A 16,758-nucleotide genomic window follows, 5' to 3' on the forward strand; every position below is an offset into this window, starting at 1 on the left:
ATCCACCCTAAAACCCTGTGGGAGCGAGCTTGCTCGCGATAGCGGATTGTCAGTCAGCATTTATTGACAGACATACCGCCATCGCGAGCAAGCTCGCTCCCACATTGATTTTTGTGGTGGGCCTTGAATTCAAACCGGCTGCAACTTCTTCTCGAACACCGCCACCCCTTCAAGATCGCGCAACACCACGCTCATCTCGCCGCTCTGCCCGTCGATGTTCACCTCGCCAAAGAATTGATACCCGGCAAACGGCGAAGTGTTCTGCACGGGGGGCGCTTTCTGGAATACCACTTCCGGACCGAAGGTCTTGTCCAGGGCATTGGGCCCGAAGCTGCCGGCGTTCAGCGGCCCGGCAACAAACTCCCAGAACGGTTCGAAATCCTGGAACGCGGCCTGTTCAGGATGGTAATGGTGGGCGGCGCAATAGTGCACATCGGCAGTCAGCCAGACGTAGTTGCGCACCTGATGCTTGCGCAGATAACCGAGCAGTTCGGCAATTTCCACTTCCCGCCCCTGGGCCTCGCCCGGGTCACCGTTGGCGACCGCTTCCCAGCGCGGCACACCGGGGCTGACTTCGCCGTCGGGCACGCCGAGGCCAATGGGCATGTCGGCGGCAATGGCCTTCCATTGCGCCCGGGATTGCTTCAGCTCGCGCTTGAGCCAATTCAACTGCTCACGCCCCAGGAACGGTTTCGCCGCGCCGAGGTTGGCGTCATTGGCTTCGCGGTAGCTGCGCATGTCCAGCACGAACACATCGAGCATCGGCCCGTAGCCGAGCTTGCGATAGATCCTGCCACCATGGTCGGCCATCTGCAGGCGCATCGGCGCATATTCCAGCCAGGCCTGTCGCGCACGGCCTACCAGGCTGTGGATATCCTTGGTCTGGTAGCGCTCGTCCAGTTGCTTGCCCGGCGACCAGTTGTTGACCACCTCGTGGTCGTCCCATTGCCAGATCTGCGGCACCTCGGCGTTGAAACGACGGACGTTTTCATCCATCAGGTTGTAGCGGTAGTTGCCGCGATATTCGTCCAGGGTCTCGGCAACCTTGCTCTTGGCTTCGGTGGTCAGGTTGCGCCAGATGCGCCCGCCCTCGGTGGTGACCTGCGCCGGCACCGGGCCGTCGGCGTAGATGGTGTCGCCGCTGTGGATAAAAAAGTCCGGCAGGCGCAGGCGCATGGCTTCGTAGATGCGCATGCCGCCAATGTCCGGGTTGATGCCGAAGCCCTGGCCGACGGTATCGCCGCTCCAGACAAAGCGGATGTTGCGCTTGAACTGCGGCACGCTGCGCAAATGGCCGAGCCACGGCTCGCTGGCGACACCGCTGCGGGCGTCTTCGAAATGCACGCGGTAGAAAATCGCCTGGTCGGGCGGCAGGCCGGTGAGTTCGACCCGGGCGGTGAAATCGCTGCGGCTGTCGGCCAGCGCCGAGACAAAGCGCCGAGGGTTGGAGAACTGGCTGCGGGTGTCCCACTCCACCACCATCCGCGCCGGACGGTCGCTGCGACTCCAGATCATCGCCCGGTCGCCCTGCAAGTCGCCCGACTGCACGCCTTCGGTCAGCACCGGCCGATCCTTGACCGAAGCAATCACCGCCGGCGCCAGCCCCGGCAGCAACAAACCGGCACCAACGGCTTGCATTACACGGCGACGGCCCAGGTCGAATTCGCTCATGGTGTTCTCCCTTGAAATGGGAAAACTTAAGCATGGCTGTGTGAAGTGGGTGTGACAGAGACTCAGGACGCCCCAAGATCAACTGTGGGAGCGAGCTTGCTCGCGATGGCAGGGTGTCAGGCAACTAAAATGTCGACTGATACACCGCTATCGCGAGCAAGCTCGCTCCCACAGGAAACAACAGGGTTGGGTCAGGCCTTCGCCGGCTCCAGCGCCATCTCCACCGCCTCAGGCCGCTTGAGCAGCGCATAGGTCACCGCCGTCAGCAGGCTGCCCGCGACGATTGCCAGCAGGTACAGCAGCGCATGATTGATGGCGTTGGGGATCAGCATCACGAACAGGCCGCCGTGAGGCGCCATGAGTTTGCAGCCGAAATACATCGACAGCGCACCGGTCAGCGCACCACCGGCAACACTTGACGGGATCACCCGCAGCGGATCCTTGGCCGCGAATGGGATCGCGCCTTCGGAAATGAAGCACAGCCCCAGCACCAATGCCGCTTTACCCGCCTCGCGCTCGGTCTTGGCGAATTTGCGCCGGGCGATGAACGTGGCGATGCCCAGGCCAATCGGCGGGACCATGCCGGCGGCCATGGTCGCGGCCATGGGTGCATAACTCTGCGAAGCCAGCAGCCCCACCGAAAACGCATAGGCGGCCTTGTTGATCGGCCCACCGAGGTCGACGCACATCATCGCCCCCAGCAGCACGCCCAGCAGCAGCGCATTGGTGGTGCCCATGCTGTCGAGGAAATGCGTCAGGCCTTCGAGCATGCCCGCCACTGGTTTGCCGACGATGTAGATCATCACCAGGCCGGTGAACAGGCTCGCCAACAGCGGAATGATCAGGATCGGCTTGAGCGCTTCCAGGCTCTGGGGCAGCCGCGCGTAGCGGTTGATCGCCTTGGCGGCATAGCCGGCCAGGAAGCCGGCAATGATCCCGCCGATGAACCCGGCGCCCAAGGTGCTCGCCAGCATCCCGCCGATCATGCCTGGCGCCAGGCCCGGCCGGTCGGCGATGGAATAAGCGATGTAGCCCGCCAGCAGCGGCACCATCAATTTGAATGCGGTATCGCCGCCGATCTGCATCAGTGCCGCCGCCAGGGTGCCAGGCTCCTTGAAGGCCTCGATGCCGAACACGAACGACAAGGCAATCATCAAGCCACCCGCCACCACCATCGGCAGCATGAACGAAACACCGGTCAGCAAGTGTTTGTAGACGCCGCTCTTTTCCGCCTTCGCCGGACCGCCGGAAGCCTCGCTGGTGACGCTTTCCTGCCGACCTTCGGCCAAGGCTTTGTTCAGCGTGGCTTCGGCCTGCTTCAACGCGATGCCGGTGCCGCAGCGGTAGATTTTCTTGCCGGCGAAACGCTCGGTGGCGACTTCAATGTCGGTCGCCAGCAGCACCACGTCGGCCTCGGCAATCGCTTCGGGACTCAGCGGATTACGCGCGCCCACCGAGCCCTGGGTTTCGATCTGCAAGTCGTAGCCCAAGCGCGCCGCTGCCTGCTGCAAGGCTTCGGCGGCCATGAAGGTGTGGGCAACGCCGGTCGGGCACGCGGTGATGGCCACCAGGCGCGGGGCGCGCTCGGTGGAGGCCTGTGGTGCTTCGGCGAGCACGTCGGCCTCGGCCAGCACCGCGGCTTCCTCGGCGCCACGCCGCAGCACCGTATCAACGTCTTGCAGGGCCTGGGCCGGGGTGCTGCGAAATACCCGCTTGCCGACAAATCGCGACAGGTCCACCGGGCCGCTGGCAACCAGCAGTACCCACTCGGCCGCCTCAAGCGTGGCGGCCGACAGCTGGCGCTCGGGGTGCGCCGGGTCATGCACTTCAACGCTGGTGCTCCAGCCCTGGCGCTGGGCCGCCGCGTCCAGCAGACGGGCGCACAACACACTGGTGACCATGCCGTTCGGGCAGGCCGTCACAATGGCTAATTTCATCTTGCGAACCCTCTTATTGTTCTGTCAGGGGGCGCACGCGCACGCCCTGTTCAAGCGACGCCAGCAACGCGGTGTCGTGGATGCCAAAACCGATCTGCGTGACCGCCATCGCGGCGATGGCCGTGGCGCTGCGCAGGGTCTGCTCCGGCGTGTGCGCACCGAGCAAGCCGTGCAGCATGCCGGCCAGCAGCGAATCACCGGCACCCACGGTACTGGCAACCGTCACCTTGGGCGGCGAAGCATGCAGCGCCGAACCGACGCTGAACCAGTTCACGCCGTCGGCGCCATGGGAAATCACCACGTGCTCGATACCCTCGGCGTGCAGGCGCTGCGCCGCTTGCGCCTGGGCCAATTCGCTGACCACGGCGCAGCCCAGCGCATCGGCCAGCTCCTCGGTGTTCGGCTTGATCAGCCACGGCCCCGCCGCCAGGGCGACGCGCAAGGCTTCGCCGCTGGTGTCGAGGGCCACGTTCAGGCCAAGTTGTTTCAGGCGCGTGATCAGCGCCTGCAGCCATTGCGCACTGACGCCACGGGGCAAGCTGCCCGCCACGACCACCACATCATGGCCCGGGGCGATTTGCTCAAGGCGCGCCAGCAACGCCTGCTGCGCGGCTTCGTCGACCATTGGGCCCGGGCCGTTGAGATCGGTGATGCGGCCGTCCTGCTCGGCCAGCTTGATGTTGCTGCGGGTTTCGCCCGGAACGCGGATGAACGCGTCGACGAAGCCACGCTGAGCGAACAGCGTCTCGAACACCTGGGCGTTGTCCTCGCCGAGAAATCCACTGACCGTCAGCGTATGGCCGAGATCGGCCAACACCTGGGCGACGTTCACGCCTTTACCGGCGGCGTGGGCGTGCATGGCATCGCTGCGGTTGACCTGGCCCGGTTCCAGGCGCGCCAACTCCACCGTGAGGTCGAGCGCCGGGTTGAGGGTCAGGGTAAGAATCTTCGCCATTACAGCGCCTCCACTAATGCGCGCACGTCGTCGGCGCTGCCCACGGCCAAGGCCTCTTGGGCCAGGGTTTGTACTTGCGCCAGGCTCAATTCGCGAACCCGCGCCTTGACCTCGGCGATGCTGCGGGCCGAAACGCTCAATTCGTCGACGCCCAGGCCCACCAGCACCGGCACCGCCAGCGGATCAGCCGCCAGCTCGCCGCACACGCCGACCCATTTGCCATGGGCATGGGCCGCGCGCACGGTGATGTCGATCAGTTGCAACACCGCTGGATGCAGGCCATCGGCCTGGGCCGACAGAGTCGGGTGGCCCCGGTCGATCGCCAGGGTGTATTGGGTCAGGTCATTGGTGCCGACGCTGAAGAAGTCGACCTCCTTGGCGAGCACCGGCGCGAGCAGCGCGGCGGACGGCACTTCGATCATGATTCCCAGTTGCAGGTCCGCCACCGGGATTTCCCGGCGCAGGCGCTCGGTCATGTCGCGGGCCTGGCGCCACTCATCGACGCTGCCAACCATGGGGAACATGATCCGCAGCGGACGGTTGTCCGCCGAGCGCAACAAGGCGCGCAACTGCGCTTCCATGACCTGCGGACGCTGCAAGGTCAGGCGGATGCCGCGCACCCCGAGGAAGGGGTTTTCTTCCTTCGCGATCGGCCAGTACGGCAGCGGTTTGTCGCCGCCCACATCAAGGGTGCGCACCACCAGCGGCCGACCGGCCAGGCCATCAAGCACCTTGCGGTATTCGGTTTCCTGGGTCGCTTCGTCCGGGGCCTCGTTGTGAGCCATGAAAATCAATTCGGTGCGCAGCAGGCCGATGCCTTCCGCGCCCTGCTCCACCGCGCTGGTGACGCCGGCGCTTTCGCCGATGTTGGCGAACACTTCCACGGCGTGACCGTCGCGGGTCAGCGCCGGTTGGTGACGCTGCTCGGCGGCGGCCTTGAGGCGCTGCTCGCGGGTGTCGCGTTCTTCGGCGGCGCGTTGCAGTGTGGCGGCGTCCGGGTCGACATGCAGCCGACCGCGCTGGCCGTCCAGCAGCAAGGAGGTGCCCGGCGCCAGCAGCAACACCGCTGCCCCGGCACCGACCAGGGCGGGAATGCCCAGGGCACGGGCAACAATCGCGCTGTGGGCGGTGGCGCCGCCCCGGGCGGTCAGGATCCCCGCCACCCGAGCCGGATCCAGGCGGGCCACGTCGGAGGGGCCGACTTCGTCCATCACTAGAATGTAGGGTTGATCCGGCTCAGCCGGCGTTTCCACGCCACACAGCTGCGCCAGCACCCGACGGCCGACGTCCCGCAAGTCGGCGGCACGTTCGGCAAGCAAGGCATCCTGCAGAGCTTCCTGTTCTTTCGCGGCGGCTTCGATCACGCCCATCCACGCCGCTTGCGCGCTCTCGCCCAGCTTCAAGCGGGTGTCGACCTCGTCGGTCAGCTCCGGGTCGTCGAGCATTTCCTGATGAGTGATGAAAATTTCGCGGATGGCCTTGGCCTTCGCGCGCTCGATCAAGCCTTCGATGTCCCGGCGCACCTGGCTCAACGCCTTTTGCAGGCGCTCGCGCTCGATGGCCGGTGACTCGCCGCGCAACGGATAGTCGATGTCTTGCAGCACTTGAACATGCGCCGGGCCGATGGCGATGCCCGGTGCGGCGGCGACCGCCTGGAGCAGGCTGCCGGATTCGGGCGCCAGCATCACGCTGGCGACTTCGGCGATGGTGGTTTCCCGTGGCGCGCTCGGTGGCGGCAGCGGTTCGACCTCTTCGCCGAGCCCCTCTTCGACGGCGGCCAGCAAGGCCGGCAGCGCATCGGCGGCAATGCTCGGCTCGGCGATGAACTCCAGGACCTGGCCGCGACGGGCACCCAGGCTCAACAGTTTGCTCAGGCTCTTGGCCGACACGGCGCTGTCCTGGCCGTCGACGATGCGCACGCGGATTTCGCCGTCGAAGTTTTTCGCCAATTGCGCGAGGATTTTCGCCGGGCGTGCATGCAGGCCGTGGGCATTGGCGAGGCCGATGCGGGCGCTGGGCCAGTCGGCGGGCAGCTCGCCGCCCAGCACTTCGAGGACCTTGCGACTGCTGGTGGCGCGGCCCAGTTCGTGGCCGCGACCTTCGATCAGCAGCGCGCAGAGTCTTTCCAGCAAGGCCTGATGGGCCTCGCCGAGGCTGGCCAGGCAGAACAGTCCGCTCAGGGGCTGGCCGAGGTAACGGATGGGCTTGTCCGGCGTGACGAAAGCCAGGCCAGGGCGCTTGACGGTCTGTTCACTGTGCAGCCACCACAGGCCGTCGCCCAACGGCAGCGCCTCGACCTGCTGCAACACACCGGCGAAGCCGTTGCTCACGCAGTCGGCCTGGCGCAACAGACGAGCGCCGCGCCACACCAGTTCTTCGAAATCGTCGGCCGACACGCCGAGGCCAATCATCTGCGCATCCAGCGCCAGTTCCTGCGGCGCGCCTTGCAGCAGTTTCAACAGCGCCTCGGCAGACCCGGCGCGGCGCAGGGCCTGACCCAGGTCCGTCTCGCCGAGGGCGCGGGTCAGCAGTTGCAACAGGCGCAGGTGCTCGTCGGATTTGGCCGCGATGCCAATAGCCAGGTAAACGATCTGGCCATCGCCCCAATCCACGCCGTCCGGGAATTGCAGCAAGCGCACGCCGGTGGCATACACCAGGTCGCGGGTCTGCGGGGTACCGTGGGGAATGGCAATACCTTGGCCAAGAAAGGTCGAGCCCTGGGCCTCGCGGGCCTGTAAACCGGCGAGGTAACCTTCGGCGACCAGGCCATCGGCCACCAGTTTGTCGGCGAGCAATTGCAGCGCGGCGTCTTTATCCACAGCCACCTGGGCCATGGATATCTGCTCTAGAGTGAGCTCGAGCATGCTTTCTCCTTTTTGGCGTCCGGTGGGCGCCAGGTATTGTTTTGAATGAATCAGCTTAGCGTGTGGGACAGCTTCCGGCGGTATCGCGGCAGTGCGGCCAGAAAATCCCGAGAGCCTGAAAATACGCTTGCTGAAACGTTTAATCTAGAAAGATTGGCACGTTACTCGATAATCTCTCATCCTTGAAGTGCAACTTGTCGAAAGCGCCTCGGGGGTGACCATCGTGCCGAATCGGGTAGGATGGGCCTTCAATGTCGCGGCACACTCGAAAAAACAAGGAAAACCGGGTTGAAACTCAGTGATATCGCCCAGCTTGCCGGTGTGTCCGTCACCACCGCCAGCTACGTCATCAACGGCAAGGCCGAACAGCAACGCATCAGCAACGCGACCGTCGAACGGGTGCGGGCGGTGGTCGAAGAACATGGCTTCACGCCTAACCCCCAGGCCGCCGGGCTGCGCAGCCGGCACACGCGGACGTTGGGTTTCATCCTGCCGGACCTGGAAAACCCCAGCTATGCCCGTATTGCCAAGCTCCTGGAGCAAGGCGCCCGCGCCCGGGGCTATCAACTGTTGATCGCCAGTTCCGACGACGCGCCCGACAGCGAGCGCCAATTGCTGCAACTGTTCCGCGCCCGGCGCTGCGATGCGCTGATCGTCGCCAGTTGCCTGCCGGCCGAGGATGACAGTTACCGTCAGCTCCAGGCCAAGGGTATTCCGATCATCGCCATCGACCGGGTGATGGAGCCGGCGCACTTCTGCTCGGTGATCAGCGATGACCGCCAGGCCAGCCTGCAACTGACCCGCAGCCTGCTGGACACCCACCCGCGGCAAATCGCGCTGATCAGTGCCCGTCCCGAACTGAGCATCAGCCAGGAGCGGGCCGCGGGGTTCCGCGAGGCGCTGGCCGGGTTCGACGGCCAGGTGTTTATCGAACACGGCGAGTCGTTCAGCCGTGAATGCGGTCGCCAACTGATGGACGAGATGCTCGCGCGCCTGGGGCATTTGCCCGATGCGCTGATCACTACGTCCTATGTACTGCTGCAAGGCGTGTTCGACGCCCTGCATGATTTTCCGCTCAAGTCGCGGCCGCTGCGCCTGGGCACGTTTGGTGACACGCAACTGCTGGATTTCCTGCCGCTGCCGGTCAATGCCATGTCCCAACAGCATCAACTGATCGCCGCCAAGGCGCTGGAACTGGCGCTGGCGGCCATCGAGAACGATGACTACCAGCCTGGTGTCCAGGCGATTGCCCGCACGTTCAAACAGCGTATCCACCAAGGCTGAGGATTTTCCCGGATCGAACCATGGAGTTGATCGACACCCACACCCACCTGGACTTCCCGGATTTCGACGCGGATCGCTCGGCGCTGCTGGCCGAAAGCCGCGCCCTGGGCGTTCGGCAAATGGTCTTGCTGGGGGTATCTCGGGACAACTGGCAACGGGTCTGGGACCTCGTGCAAAGCGACCCCGACCTGCATGCCGCGCTGGGCCTGCACCCGGTGTACCTCGACCGGCATCGTGGCGAAGATCTTCAGCAATTGCGTGACTGGCTGGCCCGCCTGGCCGGGCATCGGCAGTTGTGTGCGGTGGGGGAAATCGGCCTGGACTATTACATCGAGACCCTGGACCGTGATCGCCAGCGGGCATTGTTCGAGGCACAACTGGGCCTGGCCGTGGAGTTCGAACTGCCGGCACTGATCCATGTGCGCCGCAGCCACGCCGCGGTGATCGCGACCCTGAAGCGTATCCGCCCCACCCGCACCGGCATAATCCACGCCTTCGCCGGCAGCTTCGAAGAGGCCCGCGAATACATCAGGCTCGGTTACAAGCTCGGCCTCGGCGGCGCTGCGACATGGCCGCAGGCTTTGCGCATGCACCGGGTGCTGCCAAAACTGCCGCTGGACGCGGTGGTGCTGGAGACCGATTCACCGGACATGGCCCCTGCGATGTTCCCCGGCCAGCGCAACAGCCCGGCGCATTTGCCGGCGATTTGCGCGGCGTTGGCGCAGATCATGGGAATCAGCCCGGAGCGACTGGCCGAGGCCAGCACGGCCAACGCCCGCCAACTGTTCGATTGGTGACAACCTGTGGGAGCGGGCTTGCTCGCGAATGCGGTGTATCAATCAGTGAACTGGTGTCTGACCCAGCGCATTCGCGAGCAAGCCCGCTCCCACAATGAATTTTCGGTTTTATAGCTACACCCGAAACGCATTGATTAATTGCTTGAGCTGCACCACCTGCGCGGACAGCTCGCGGCTGGCGTCTTCGGTCTGGTGCGCGCCTTCGGCGGTGCGTTCGCCGGCGCGGTTGATCTCGACGATGTTCTGGTCGATGTCATGGGCGACCGCCGTCTGTTGCTCTGCGGCAGCGGCGATCTGCTGGTTCTGGTCGACGATCATGCCAACGGCGCCGAGGATATTTTCCAGGGCCTGCTGAACCCTTTCCGATTGGCCGACGGTGCCGCTGGCCATTTCATGACTGCTGCCCATGGCCTTGACGGCGGCGCCCACGCCGCTGTGCAGCCGGCTGATCATCGCTTCGATTTCCTCGGTCGATTGCTGGGTTCGCTTGGCGAGGGTACGGACCTCATCGGCCACCACCGCGAACCCACGCCCCTGCTCGCCGGCCCGGGCCGCTTCGATCGCGGCATTGAGCGCCAGCAGGTTGGTCTGCTCGGCGATGCTCTTGATCACATCCAGTACACGGCTGATGGCCTGGCTGTCGGTGGCCAGTTGATTGATCACTTGCACCGACTGATCGATTTCACTGGCCAGCCGGGCGATGCTGCTTTGCTGTGACTCAACCAGGCCGCGCCCGCTGAGGGTTTCATCGTTCACGCTATGGGCGCTGCTGACCGCCGCGGCGGCACTGCTGGCAACTTCCTGGGCGGTGGCCGACATCTGGTTCATCGCCGTGGCGACCAGCTCGATCTGGCTGCGCTGCCCGGCCACGGCCTGGTTGCTCTGGGCAGACACGGCTTGCACCTGACCGGCCTGGCGCTCGACCTCGGCAACCGTGCGACCGACCTGCTCGATCAAGTCATGGATTTTCGCCACGGTGCCGTTGAACACTTCACCCAGCTCGCCCAACTCATCCTTGCTGCGAGCCACGAAATTGACCGTCATGTCGCCGGCCGCGACCTTGTCCATCATTGCGCCCAAATGCTTGAGCGTGGTGCGAGTCGAGGCATAAAAACCGGCGTACAGGTAAAAAATCAACAGGAACACCACCGCCAATGCCAACGCTTGCAGCACCATGTGGCTGCGGTTCTGCTCCAGGCGGTGCTGCAACTGGACACCGAGAAAGCCCAGTGTCACTTCGTTCAGCCGATAGGTCTGTTCCATCAGGCCGCTGACCTGCTGGTAAAACGCCGACCAGGGGGCGTCGAGCGTATCAGCCATCACCACCTGTTCCTCGATCAGTTCGGCGGCCTGCTTGAGAGAATTCCTGCTGGCGCCAGCCTGCTCGGCAAGCGCCTGCCCGGCCGCCTTGCTGGAGCCAAGGGCGTCCTGCAATTTCAGATCATATTCACCCTGGAGTTTTTCGACCTGTACCAGCAACTCGTCAAACCGGGTGCTCGAAGCAGAATTGAGGAACCCCAAGCCCAACGACGAAGCCCCCAGCGCACGCCCTTCGCCCAGGATCTGGGTGACCTTGGGGGTCACGCCGACCATCAGGTCGCTGAGTTGGCGGATGTCGCCCTGGTTGTCGCGGCTCAGGCCCGCCTGGCTGGCGATGACCTGGCCAAATATTTGCGCATTGTTGAGCAACCTGCCGATCAACGCGCTTTTGCTTTGCAGTGAGCTTTCGGCCTGCTGGGCCTTGAAGGCGGCAATCATTTCGTCGCGCTTGGCATCAAAGGCGCTGACGTGCTCGGGCTCTGCGGCCATCGCCTGCATGCCCTGGAGGCGCGCGAGAATCTGTTGCCAGGGTGCTGATCCGGCTTTCCACGTCGCCCGCCTTGCCGGACTGGCCCAGGCTGGCATTGATCTGCACCAGGTTGTTCAAGGTTTCCAGGTCGCGGCGTAGAGTCAGGCTGCTGCCCAGCAATTCGAGGCTTTGCAACTCGACGTGGGTGCCCTGGAATTCCCGGTAGGAATCGCGTACCAGAAAGAAGTTGGTCACTAGCATCGGCAGCAGGAACAACACGCTGATCAGGCTGAACTTCATGCCGAAGCTCAGGCGGTTCATCAGGGCGACGGCGGGCCAGAGCAAACTCTTCACAAGGAAGTCTCCCGATAATTTTTATTTTTATAGGCGCGCGGGCAGGCAGCAGAAGGCCACTATGCGGACGCTGCTTCTGTATAGCTTAAATCGGCGGGGAGATTTGTAACTTAAGGTTAACGAGAGGAATGAGCGCAGCCCACCGTGGCGAGGGAGCTTGCTCCCGCTGGCCTGCAAAGCAGGCCCCTGCGTTTTTTCAAGCAGATCTCTTTAGCCGGGTTTGCGGCTGCTGCGCAGCCGAGCGGGAGCAAGCTCCCTCGCCACAAAAGCTGTTGGCCACAAGATCCTTTCTATCAGGCCAACACCGTCCACAACGCAAACCCGGCATACCAGAGTACCGCCGCGCGCAACAGCAGTTCCCACAGCCGATCCAGGCTGTTGATGCCGTCCGGCCCGGCGACGGGGGTCGGGATCTCGCCGGCCACCAGGCCGACCTTGTTGATCAGGTCGGCCGCGCTGATGTTCCAGTTCAGCAGTTCGTGCAGCATCACCCGGCTGACCGCCACGAAGTTGCCCACCAGGGCGAAGCTCGCCGCCAACAACCGCACCGGGACCCAATCGAACGCGTGGCGCAGCTGCGCCGCACGCTCGGCCACGCCGGGGTTGTGGCTGTGTTCGGCGGCCAAGGCGAGCAATCGATAGCTCAGGGCAGCCACCGGGCCCAGCAGGAAATACCAGAAGATGACCGCAAAAAAACTCTGGTACGCCTGCCACAGCAAGTGCCCCTGGACCCGTTCCAGCAACTGCTCGCCGCCATCGGCATCGATGTTCAGGTCGCGCTTGGCCACATGATCCGCTGCCTGCAGATCTTCACGGCGCCAAGCGTCGCGAAACGGCCCGAGCTCAGCCAACAGATCGCCGCGCCCCAGGCTGTAGATCACCACCAACAGGTGCACCGGCAGTGCCAGCAGACCATAGGCCACCGGCTCCAGCACCCATAACAGCAATGCCAGCAGCGCCACCGGCAACAGCACCATCACCATCAGCACCAGCCACGGCCGATTGACCCAGCGTGGGCTCGCTTCGAGCTTGTTCAGCTCGCGCAGCCAACCGCCGTCACGCTGGACCCGCTGGCGCAGGGCCGAGAATTTCTCGATCCAGACTGCCAGCAGCAACACCAGAAAACTCATTGTCCTTCCCCTTCTGTCAGGGCCGCGCGATAGCGCGCCCAGTCGAATGCCGGTCCCGGATCGGTCTTGCGCCCCGGGGCAATGTCGCTGTGCCCACAGATGCGCTGCACCGTGATCGCCGTAAACGCCGCGCGCAGCTGCCGGGTCAGGTCCACCAGGGCCATATATTGCGCGTCGGTGAACGGCAGATCATCGGTGCCTTCAAGCTCGATGCCTATGGAAAAATCGTTACACGTCTCCCGCCCTTCGAAGCACGAAACTCCCGCGTGCCACGCACGCTCCAGACAAGAGACAAACTGCGTCACCGCGCCGTCACGTTCGATCAGAAAATGCGCAGAGACACGCAGGTCGGCAATACCGGCAAAGTAGGGATGTTCCGTGACATCCAGACGATTCTGGAAAAATTCCTGCACCTTGCCAGTCGCGAACTGTGCCGGCGGCAGGCTGATGTTGTGGATCACCAGCAGGGAGATCTCGCCTTCGGGGCGCGCATTAAAATTGGGCGAAGGGCAATGACGCACGCCATCGCACCAACCGCTCACGGGGTCCAGCTGCATACGGGTTCCTTCGATGACGACGGTGAGTGCCGCCAGTATGCCGCGATCTACGTCGGCTGCGCGATCACTTGCCGCGATTGAGCTGGCGCAGGTTGCCGAGAACAGACTCCAATGCCCGGTCGAACAGCAGGGTGTCGTCCAGCAGACGTACCGCTCCCCGGCGGAACTCCAGGGCGAGGCTGGTGCGGCTGTGCTCCAAGACCTTGAGGCCGGTGCGGTTGACGAAAACGAATTTGCCGGTGGCCTGGATGATTGCCGCCAGCTTGCAACGCAAGCTGTTGTCTTCGTCTTCCTGGAACTCTACCCAGCATCCCAGGCGCAATTGATCGACCTGACGCAGGCCTGCATCATCAGCCGGCAAGCGCACGGTCGGCTCTTGCGCGGGCGTCTGTGGCGCAGTGCGAAGGACGATGGGTTCCGCCACTTCGACCATGACCGGCAGATCCACCGGCTCGCCAGCCTCCGTTGCCTGGCCCAGCCGCTGCAGGGCCTGGACATGAAGCAGTTCCAGCTCGCTGAAGAATTCGCTGGTGGCGAACGGATCGAACGCCGAGCGACTCAGCCCCTCGCGCAGGGCCTTGAGCAGCTCCGGCACCATCGCCAGCAAACGCAGGCCCGCATCGGACTCTTCGTGATGCTGGACACTCCAGACCAATTGTTCCAGGGTCAGCACGTCGGCCCGCCATTCGGCTGAATGCTCGCCATGCTTGAAGCCGGTCAGCAGCAGCACCTGGCTCCAGGCCTGCTGTACAAAATCCACTACGGCCTGGGGCAGGACTTTGCCCAGCATGACCTGGTTCAGTGCCCCTTCGACCCGATGTCGAGCCAGGTCGGCCTTTGCCCTTCCCTCTTCGGCGTCACGGATGCGCTGCTCAAGCAATTCACAGCGGCGGCGCTCGTCGCTGGTGAACGCCAGGAAATCGGCCAGCACTTCGGAAAATATCGCCGGATCGTCGACGAAGTCGTTCAACAGGCGCTGCACCACCTGCTCGATGCGCAGGTAGAGGCTGTCGCGCTGATGATCATCGCAATCACCCCAACCCATCGCCGCCGCGGCGATTTCATTGAGCAACCGGCGCGCCGGATGATTATTGCGACTGAAAAAACTCTTGTCCTGCACCGCGACCTTGAGCATCGGGATCTGCAGCCGGCCGATCAAGGCCTTTAGGGAATCCGGCAGGTTACGGTCATCGAGGATGAATTCGAACATCATCGCGATAAGGTTGATCACGTCTTCGTCCGCGCCTTCGACCACGCGGGATTTTCCGCTCTTGACGCTGACCCGGGTCAACAGCTGTTCAAGCTGGCTACGCAGGTCGAAGTCATCCTGAACCGAGGGGGCCGGCACGTATTGCTGCAAATGAGACAACAAGCGCAAAAGGTCACGGGTCGTGATTGGCTGGGCCGGTGCACTGGGCTCAAGGGTCGGCGCGACACTGCCGCGCACCTGGACCAACAACTTCTGCAAAGCGGCGAAGACTTCGTGCACGCTGTCATCGACATCGTCGACCCTTGGCCTGGCAGGCCCGGCAGTGCTGGGCCGAACAGGCTCTTCGACACGGTCCGAGGCCCGCCGCGACGGAGAAACCTTCAGATCCGGCAAGATCCCAGTTGCCGCCAATAGCTGATTGGCCTCGGAATAAAGGTTGTCGCATTCGCTGAGCACATACCGCTCGAAGAGCTTGAGCAGGATCAGCTTGACCTTGATGCCTACGCCCAGGTTACGCCCGGCCTGGAGAAAATTCTCACACAGCAGGGCCGGGCTCAAGGGGTTGTGCTGGTTCGCCAGGGGCCGCGACAGTAACGCGCCGAGGCGCGCCGTGAGTTGATCGAGAGACAGGCCATCGCGACTGAGCACCCGGGTGACCATGGTTTCCACCGCCAGCCGGCGTTCGAGGTCATCATGGTTGGGATGGGCCGGTATGGCGCCCAATACGGGCGCGAGGGTGGCCTGGGTCAGATCGTACTGGGCAAGATTGACGAACGCCTCGAAAAACTGCTCGAGGAATTCACGTTCGATGCTCTTGCGTTTCAGCCGCAGGTCTCGCATGGCTTCGAAGTAGAGGTTCTGCTCCACATCGTTCCGCGCCCGATCGGCCATTTCGAACAAGGTATCGTCAGCATTATCGAACAATTCCTGCAAGCCAAGGCGCAACTGCTGCGCAGCCTTGTCGCGAACCTGAAGCAGAATCACAGGCAGGCGGGCGAGCGGCGAGCGACTCGCCTGATCGGTAGACGCCTTGTGCAAAGGCACTACATTCCCGTCGTTGTGCATCCTGGCCTCCTGAAAGGGCATGCTTCGGTTCGCGACGTCAAAGTCATGGCGTCAATCGAAAGGCGGATTATCGGGTAAAAGAACCCTGTCGCACCAGTGGACACTTGTGAACCAGCTCGAAATACTCGGAACAACTGACAGGACAATCGGGAAAATGTTGCGGGCATGCGACCAAATGCAGGTTTCATCCGGCAGCGCGCAAGTGGCGCCTTGGGTTCGCCTGCGGCCTGGCCCTATAATCCGGCCACTTTGTTTGTGGAGCCCGTCATGCCGAATCTACGCCTCGCCGATCTGACCGCCGAAATCGAAGCCAACGTGCGCCGTGCGTTGCTCGAAGACATCGGCAGCGGCGACATCACCGCACAACTGATCCCCGCCGAACGCCTGGCCAAGGCCACCATCATCACCCGGGAAGCCGCGACCATCAGCGGCACGGCCTGGGTCGATGCGGTGTTCAGACAACTGGATCCCCGCGTCGCGGTGCATTGGCAAGTGCGCGACGGCGACCGGGCAAGCCCCGACCAGGCCCTGTTCCACCTCGAAGGCCCGGCCCGCTCACTGCTGACGGGCGAACGCAGCGCGCTGAACTTCCTGCAGATGCTCTCGGGCGTTGCCACCCGGGCCCGCTACCTGGCGGATTTCGTTGCCGACACCCAGGTCAAGCTGCTGGATACCCGCAAGACCCTGCCCGGGCTGCGCCTGGCCCAGAAGTACGCGGTCACCTGCGGCGGCTGCCATAACCACCGCATCGGCCTCTACGACGCCTTCCTGATCAAGGAAAACCATATCGCCGCCTGCGGTGGTATTGCCCAGGCCATCAGCGCCGCCCACAAGATCGCACCGGGCAAGCCGGTGGAAATCGAAGTGGAAAGCCTGGCTGAATTGAAAGAAGCGCTGGCAGCCGATGCCGACATCATCATGCTCGACGAGCTGAGCCTGGACGACATGCGCGAAGCCGTGCGCCTGAACGGCGGCAAGGCGAAACTGGAAGCCAGCGGCGGCATCAACGAAAGCACGTTGCGCCCGATTGCCGAGACCGGCGTGGACTATATCTCCATCGGTGCGATGACCAAGGACGTCAAAGCCGTGGACCTGTCGATGCGCTTGAGCCTCTGACAAAAAAAAACGCCAGCCTTGAAGAGGCT

The 16,758-nt window shown here is 63.6% G+C and carries 12 protein-coding genes and 1 pseudogene; 3 read left to right on the forward strand and 10 right to left on the reverse strand.

Annotated elements, in window-relative coordinates; all coding sequences use genetic code 11:
* Positions 1-129: 129 nt before the first annotated feature.
* From J3P96_RS24000 to ptsP, 4 genes are all read right to left on the reverse strand, one after another.
* Entirely contained in the window at positions 130-1,671 is a 1,542-nt protein-coding gene (locus tag J3P96_RS24000) for an alkaline phosphatase D family protein (protein ID WP_434653698.1), read from the reverse strand.
* A 191-nt stretch (positions 1,672-1,862) separates the two neighbouring features.
* Entirely contained in the window at positions 1,863-3,608 is a 1,746-nt protein-coding gene (locus tag J3P96_RS24005) for a PTS fructose-like transporter subunit IIB (protein WP_434653699.1), read from the reverse strand.
* Positions 3,609-3,621: 13 nt separating this feature from the next.
* Positions 3,622-4,563 (reverse strand): 1-phosphofructokinase, encoded by a 942-nt coding sequence (gene pfkB / locus J3P96_RS24010; RefSeq protein ID WP_305496880.1) that lies wholly within the window; start codon positions 4,561-4,563, stop codon positions 3,622-3,624.
* Positions 4,563-7,427 carry a phosphoenolpyruvate--protein phosphotransferase gene (gene ptsP, locus J3P96_RS24015; RefSeq protein ID WP_434653700.1) on the reverse strand — a complete coding sequence of 955 codons (2,865 nt, stop codon included), beginning with the start codon at positions 7,425-7,427 and terminating at the stop codon, positions 4,563-4,565. Before ptsP ends, pfkB begins: the two co-directional genes overlap by 1 nt.
* Positions 7,428-7,715: 288 nt before the next feature.
* Between ptsP and cra the strand changes: the two genes are divergently transcribed.
* A complete protein-coding gene (cra, locus tag J3P96_RS24020; protein ID WP_434653701.1) occupies positions 7,716-8,711 on the forward strand; it encodes a catabolite repressor/activator in 996 nt (331 codons plus the stop codon).
* A gap of 20 nt (positions 8,712-8,731) precedes the next feature.
* On the forward strand, positions 8,732-9,508 hold the full coding sequence (locus J3P96_RS24025; protein ID WP_434653702.1) for a TatD family hydrolase: 777 nt from the start codon (positions 8,732-8,734) through the stop codon (positions 9,506-9,508).
* Positions 9,509-9,622: 114 nt separating this feature from the next.
* Here the strand turns inward: J3P96_RS24025 and J3P96_RS24030 are convergent, their stop codons facing one another.
* From J3P96_RS24030 to J3P96_RS24055, 6 genes and pseudogenes are all read right to left on the reverse strand, one after another.
* Positions 9,623-10,552, reverse strand: coding sequence for a methyl-accepting chemotaxis protein (locus J3P96_RS24030; protein WP_434631500.1), 930 nt, complete (start codon positions 10,550-10,552; stop codon positions 9,623-9,625).
* Positions 10,529-11,326: pseudogene (locus J3P96_RS24035) on the reverse strand (methyl-accepting chemotaxis protein); the annotation flags it as partial. The pseudogene J3P96_RS24035 and the gene J3P96_RS24030, both read right to left, overlap by 24 nt.
* The gene (locus tag J3P96_RS24040; RefSeq protein ID WP_434653703.1) at positions 11,283-11,651 is read right to left on the reverse strand and encodes a hypothetical protein; all 369 of its coding nucleotides are present in this window, start codon (positions 11,649-11,651) and stop codon (positions 11,283-11,285) included. The gene J3P96_RS24040 and the pseudogene J3P96_RS24035, both read right to left, overlap by 44 nt.
* Before the next feature lie 293 nt (positions 11,652-11,944).
* Positions 11,945-12,781 (reverse strand): regulatory signaling modulator protein AmpE, encoded by an 837-nt coding sequence (gene ampE, locus J3P96_RS24045; protein ID WP_434653704.1) that lies wholly within the window; start codon positions 12,779-12,781, stop codon positions 11,945-11,947.
* Positions 12,778-13,338 (reverse strand): 1,6-anhydro-N-acetylmuramyl-L-alanine amidase AmpD, encoded by a 561-nt coding sequence (gene ampD, locus J3P96_RS24050; RefSeq protein WP_434653705.1) that lies wholly within the window; start codon positions 13,336-13,338, stop codon positions 12,778-12,780. The genes ampE and ampD overlap by 4 nt, the downstream gene beginning before the upstream one ends.
* Positions 13,339-13,402: 64 nt before the next feature.
* The gene (locus tag J3P96_RS24055; RefSeq protein WP_434653706.1) at positions 13,403-15,613 is read right to left on the reverse strand and encodes a DUF1631 domain-containing protein; all 2,211 of its coding nucleotides are present in this window, start codon (positions 15,611-15,613) and stop codon (positions 13,403-13,405) included.
* A gap of 267 nt (positions 15,614-15,880) precedes the next feature.
* Here J3P96_RS24055 and nadC point away from each other — a divergent pair, with 267 nt between their 5' ends.
* Complete coding sequence (nadC, locus tag J3P96_RS24060; protein WP_434602789.1) at positions 15,881-16,729, forward strand: carboxylating nicotinate-nucleotide diphosphorylase; 849 nt, start codon at positions 15,881-15,883, stop codon at positions 16,727-16,729.
* The last annotated feature ends 29 nt before the right edge of the window (positions 16,730-16,758 follow it).

The organism is Pseudomonas sp. R3-56, assembly GCF_051132075.1.
Classification (GTDB): Bacteria; Pseudomonadota; Gammaproteobacteria; order Pseudomonadales; family Pseudomonadaceae; genus Aquipseudomonas.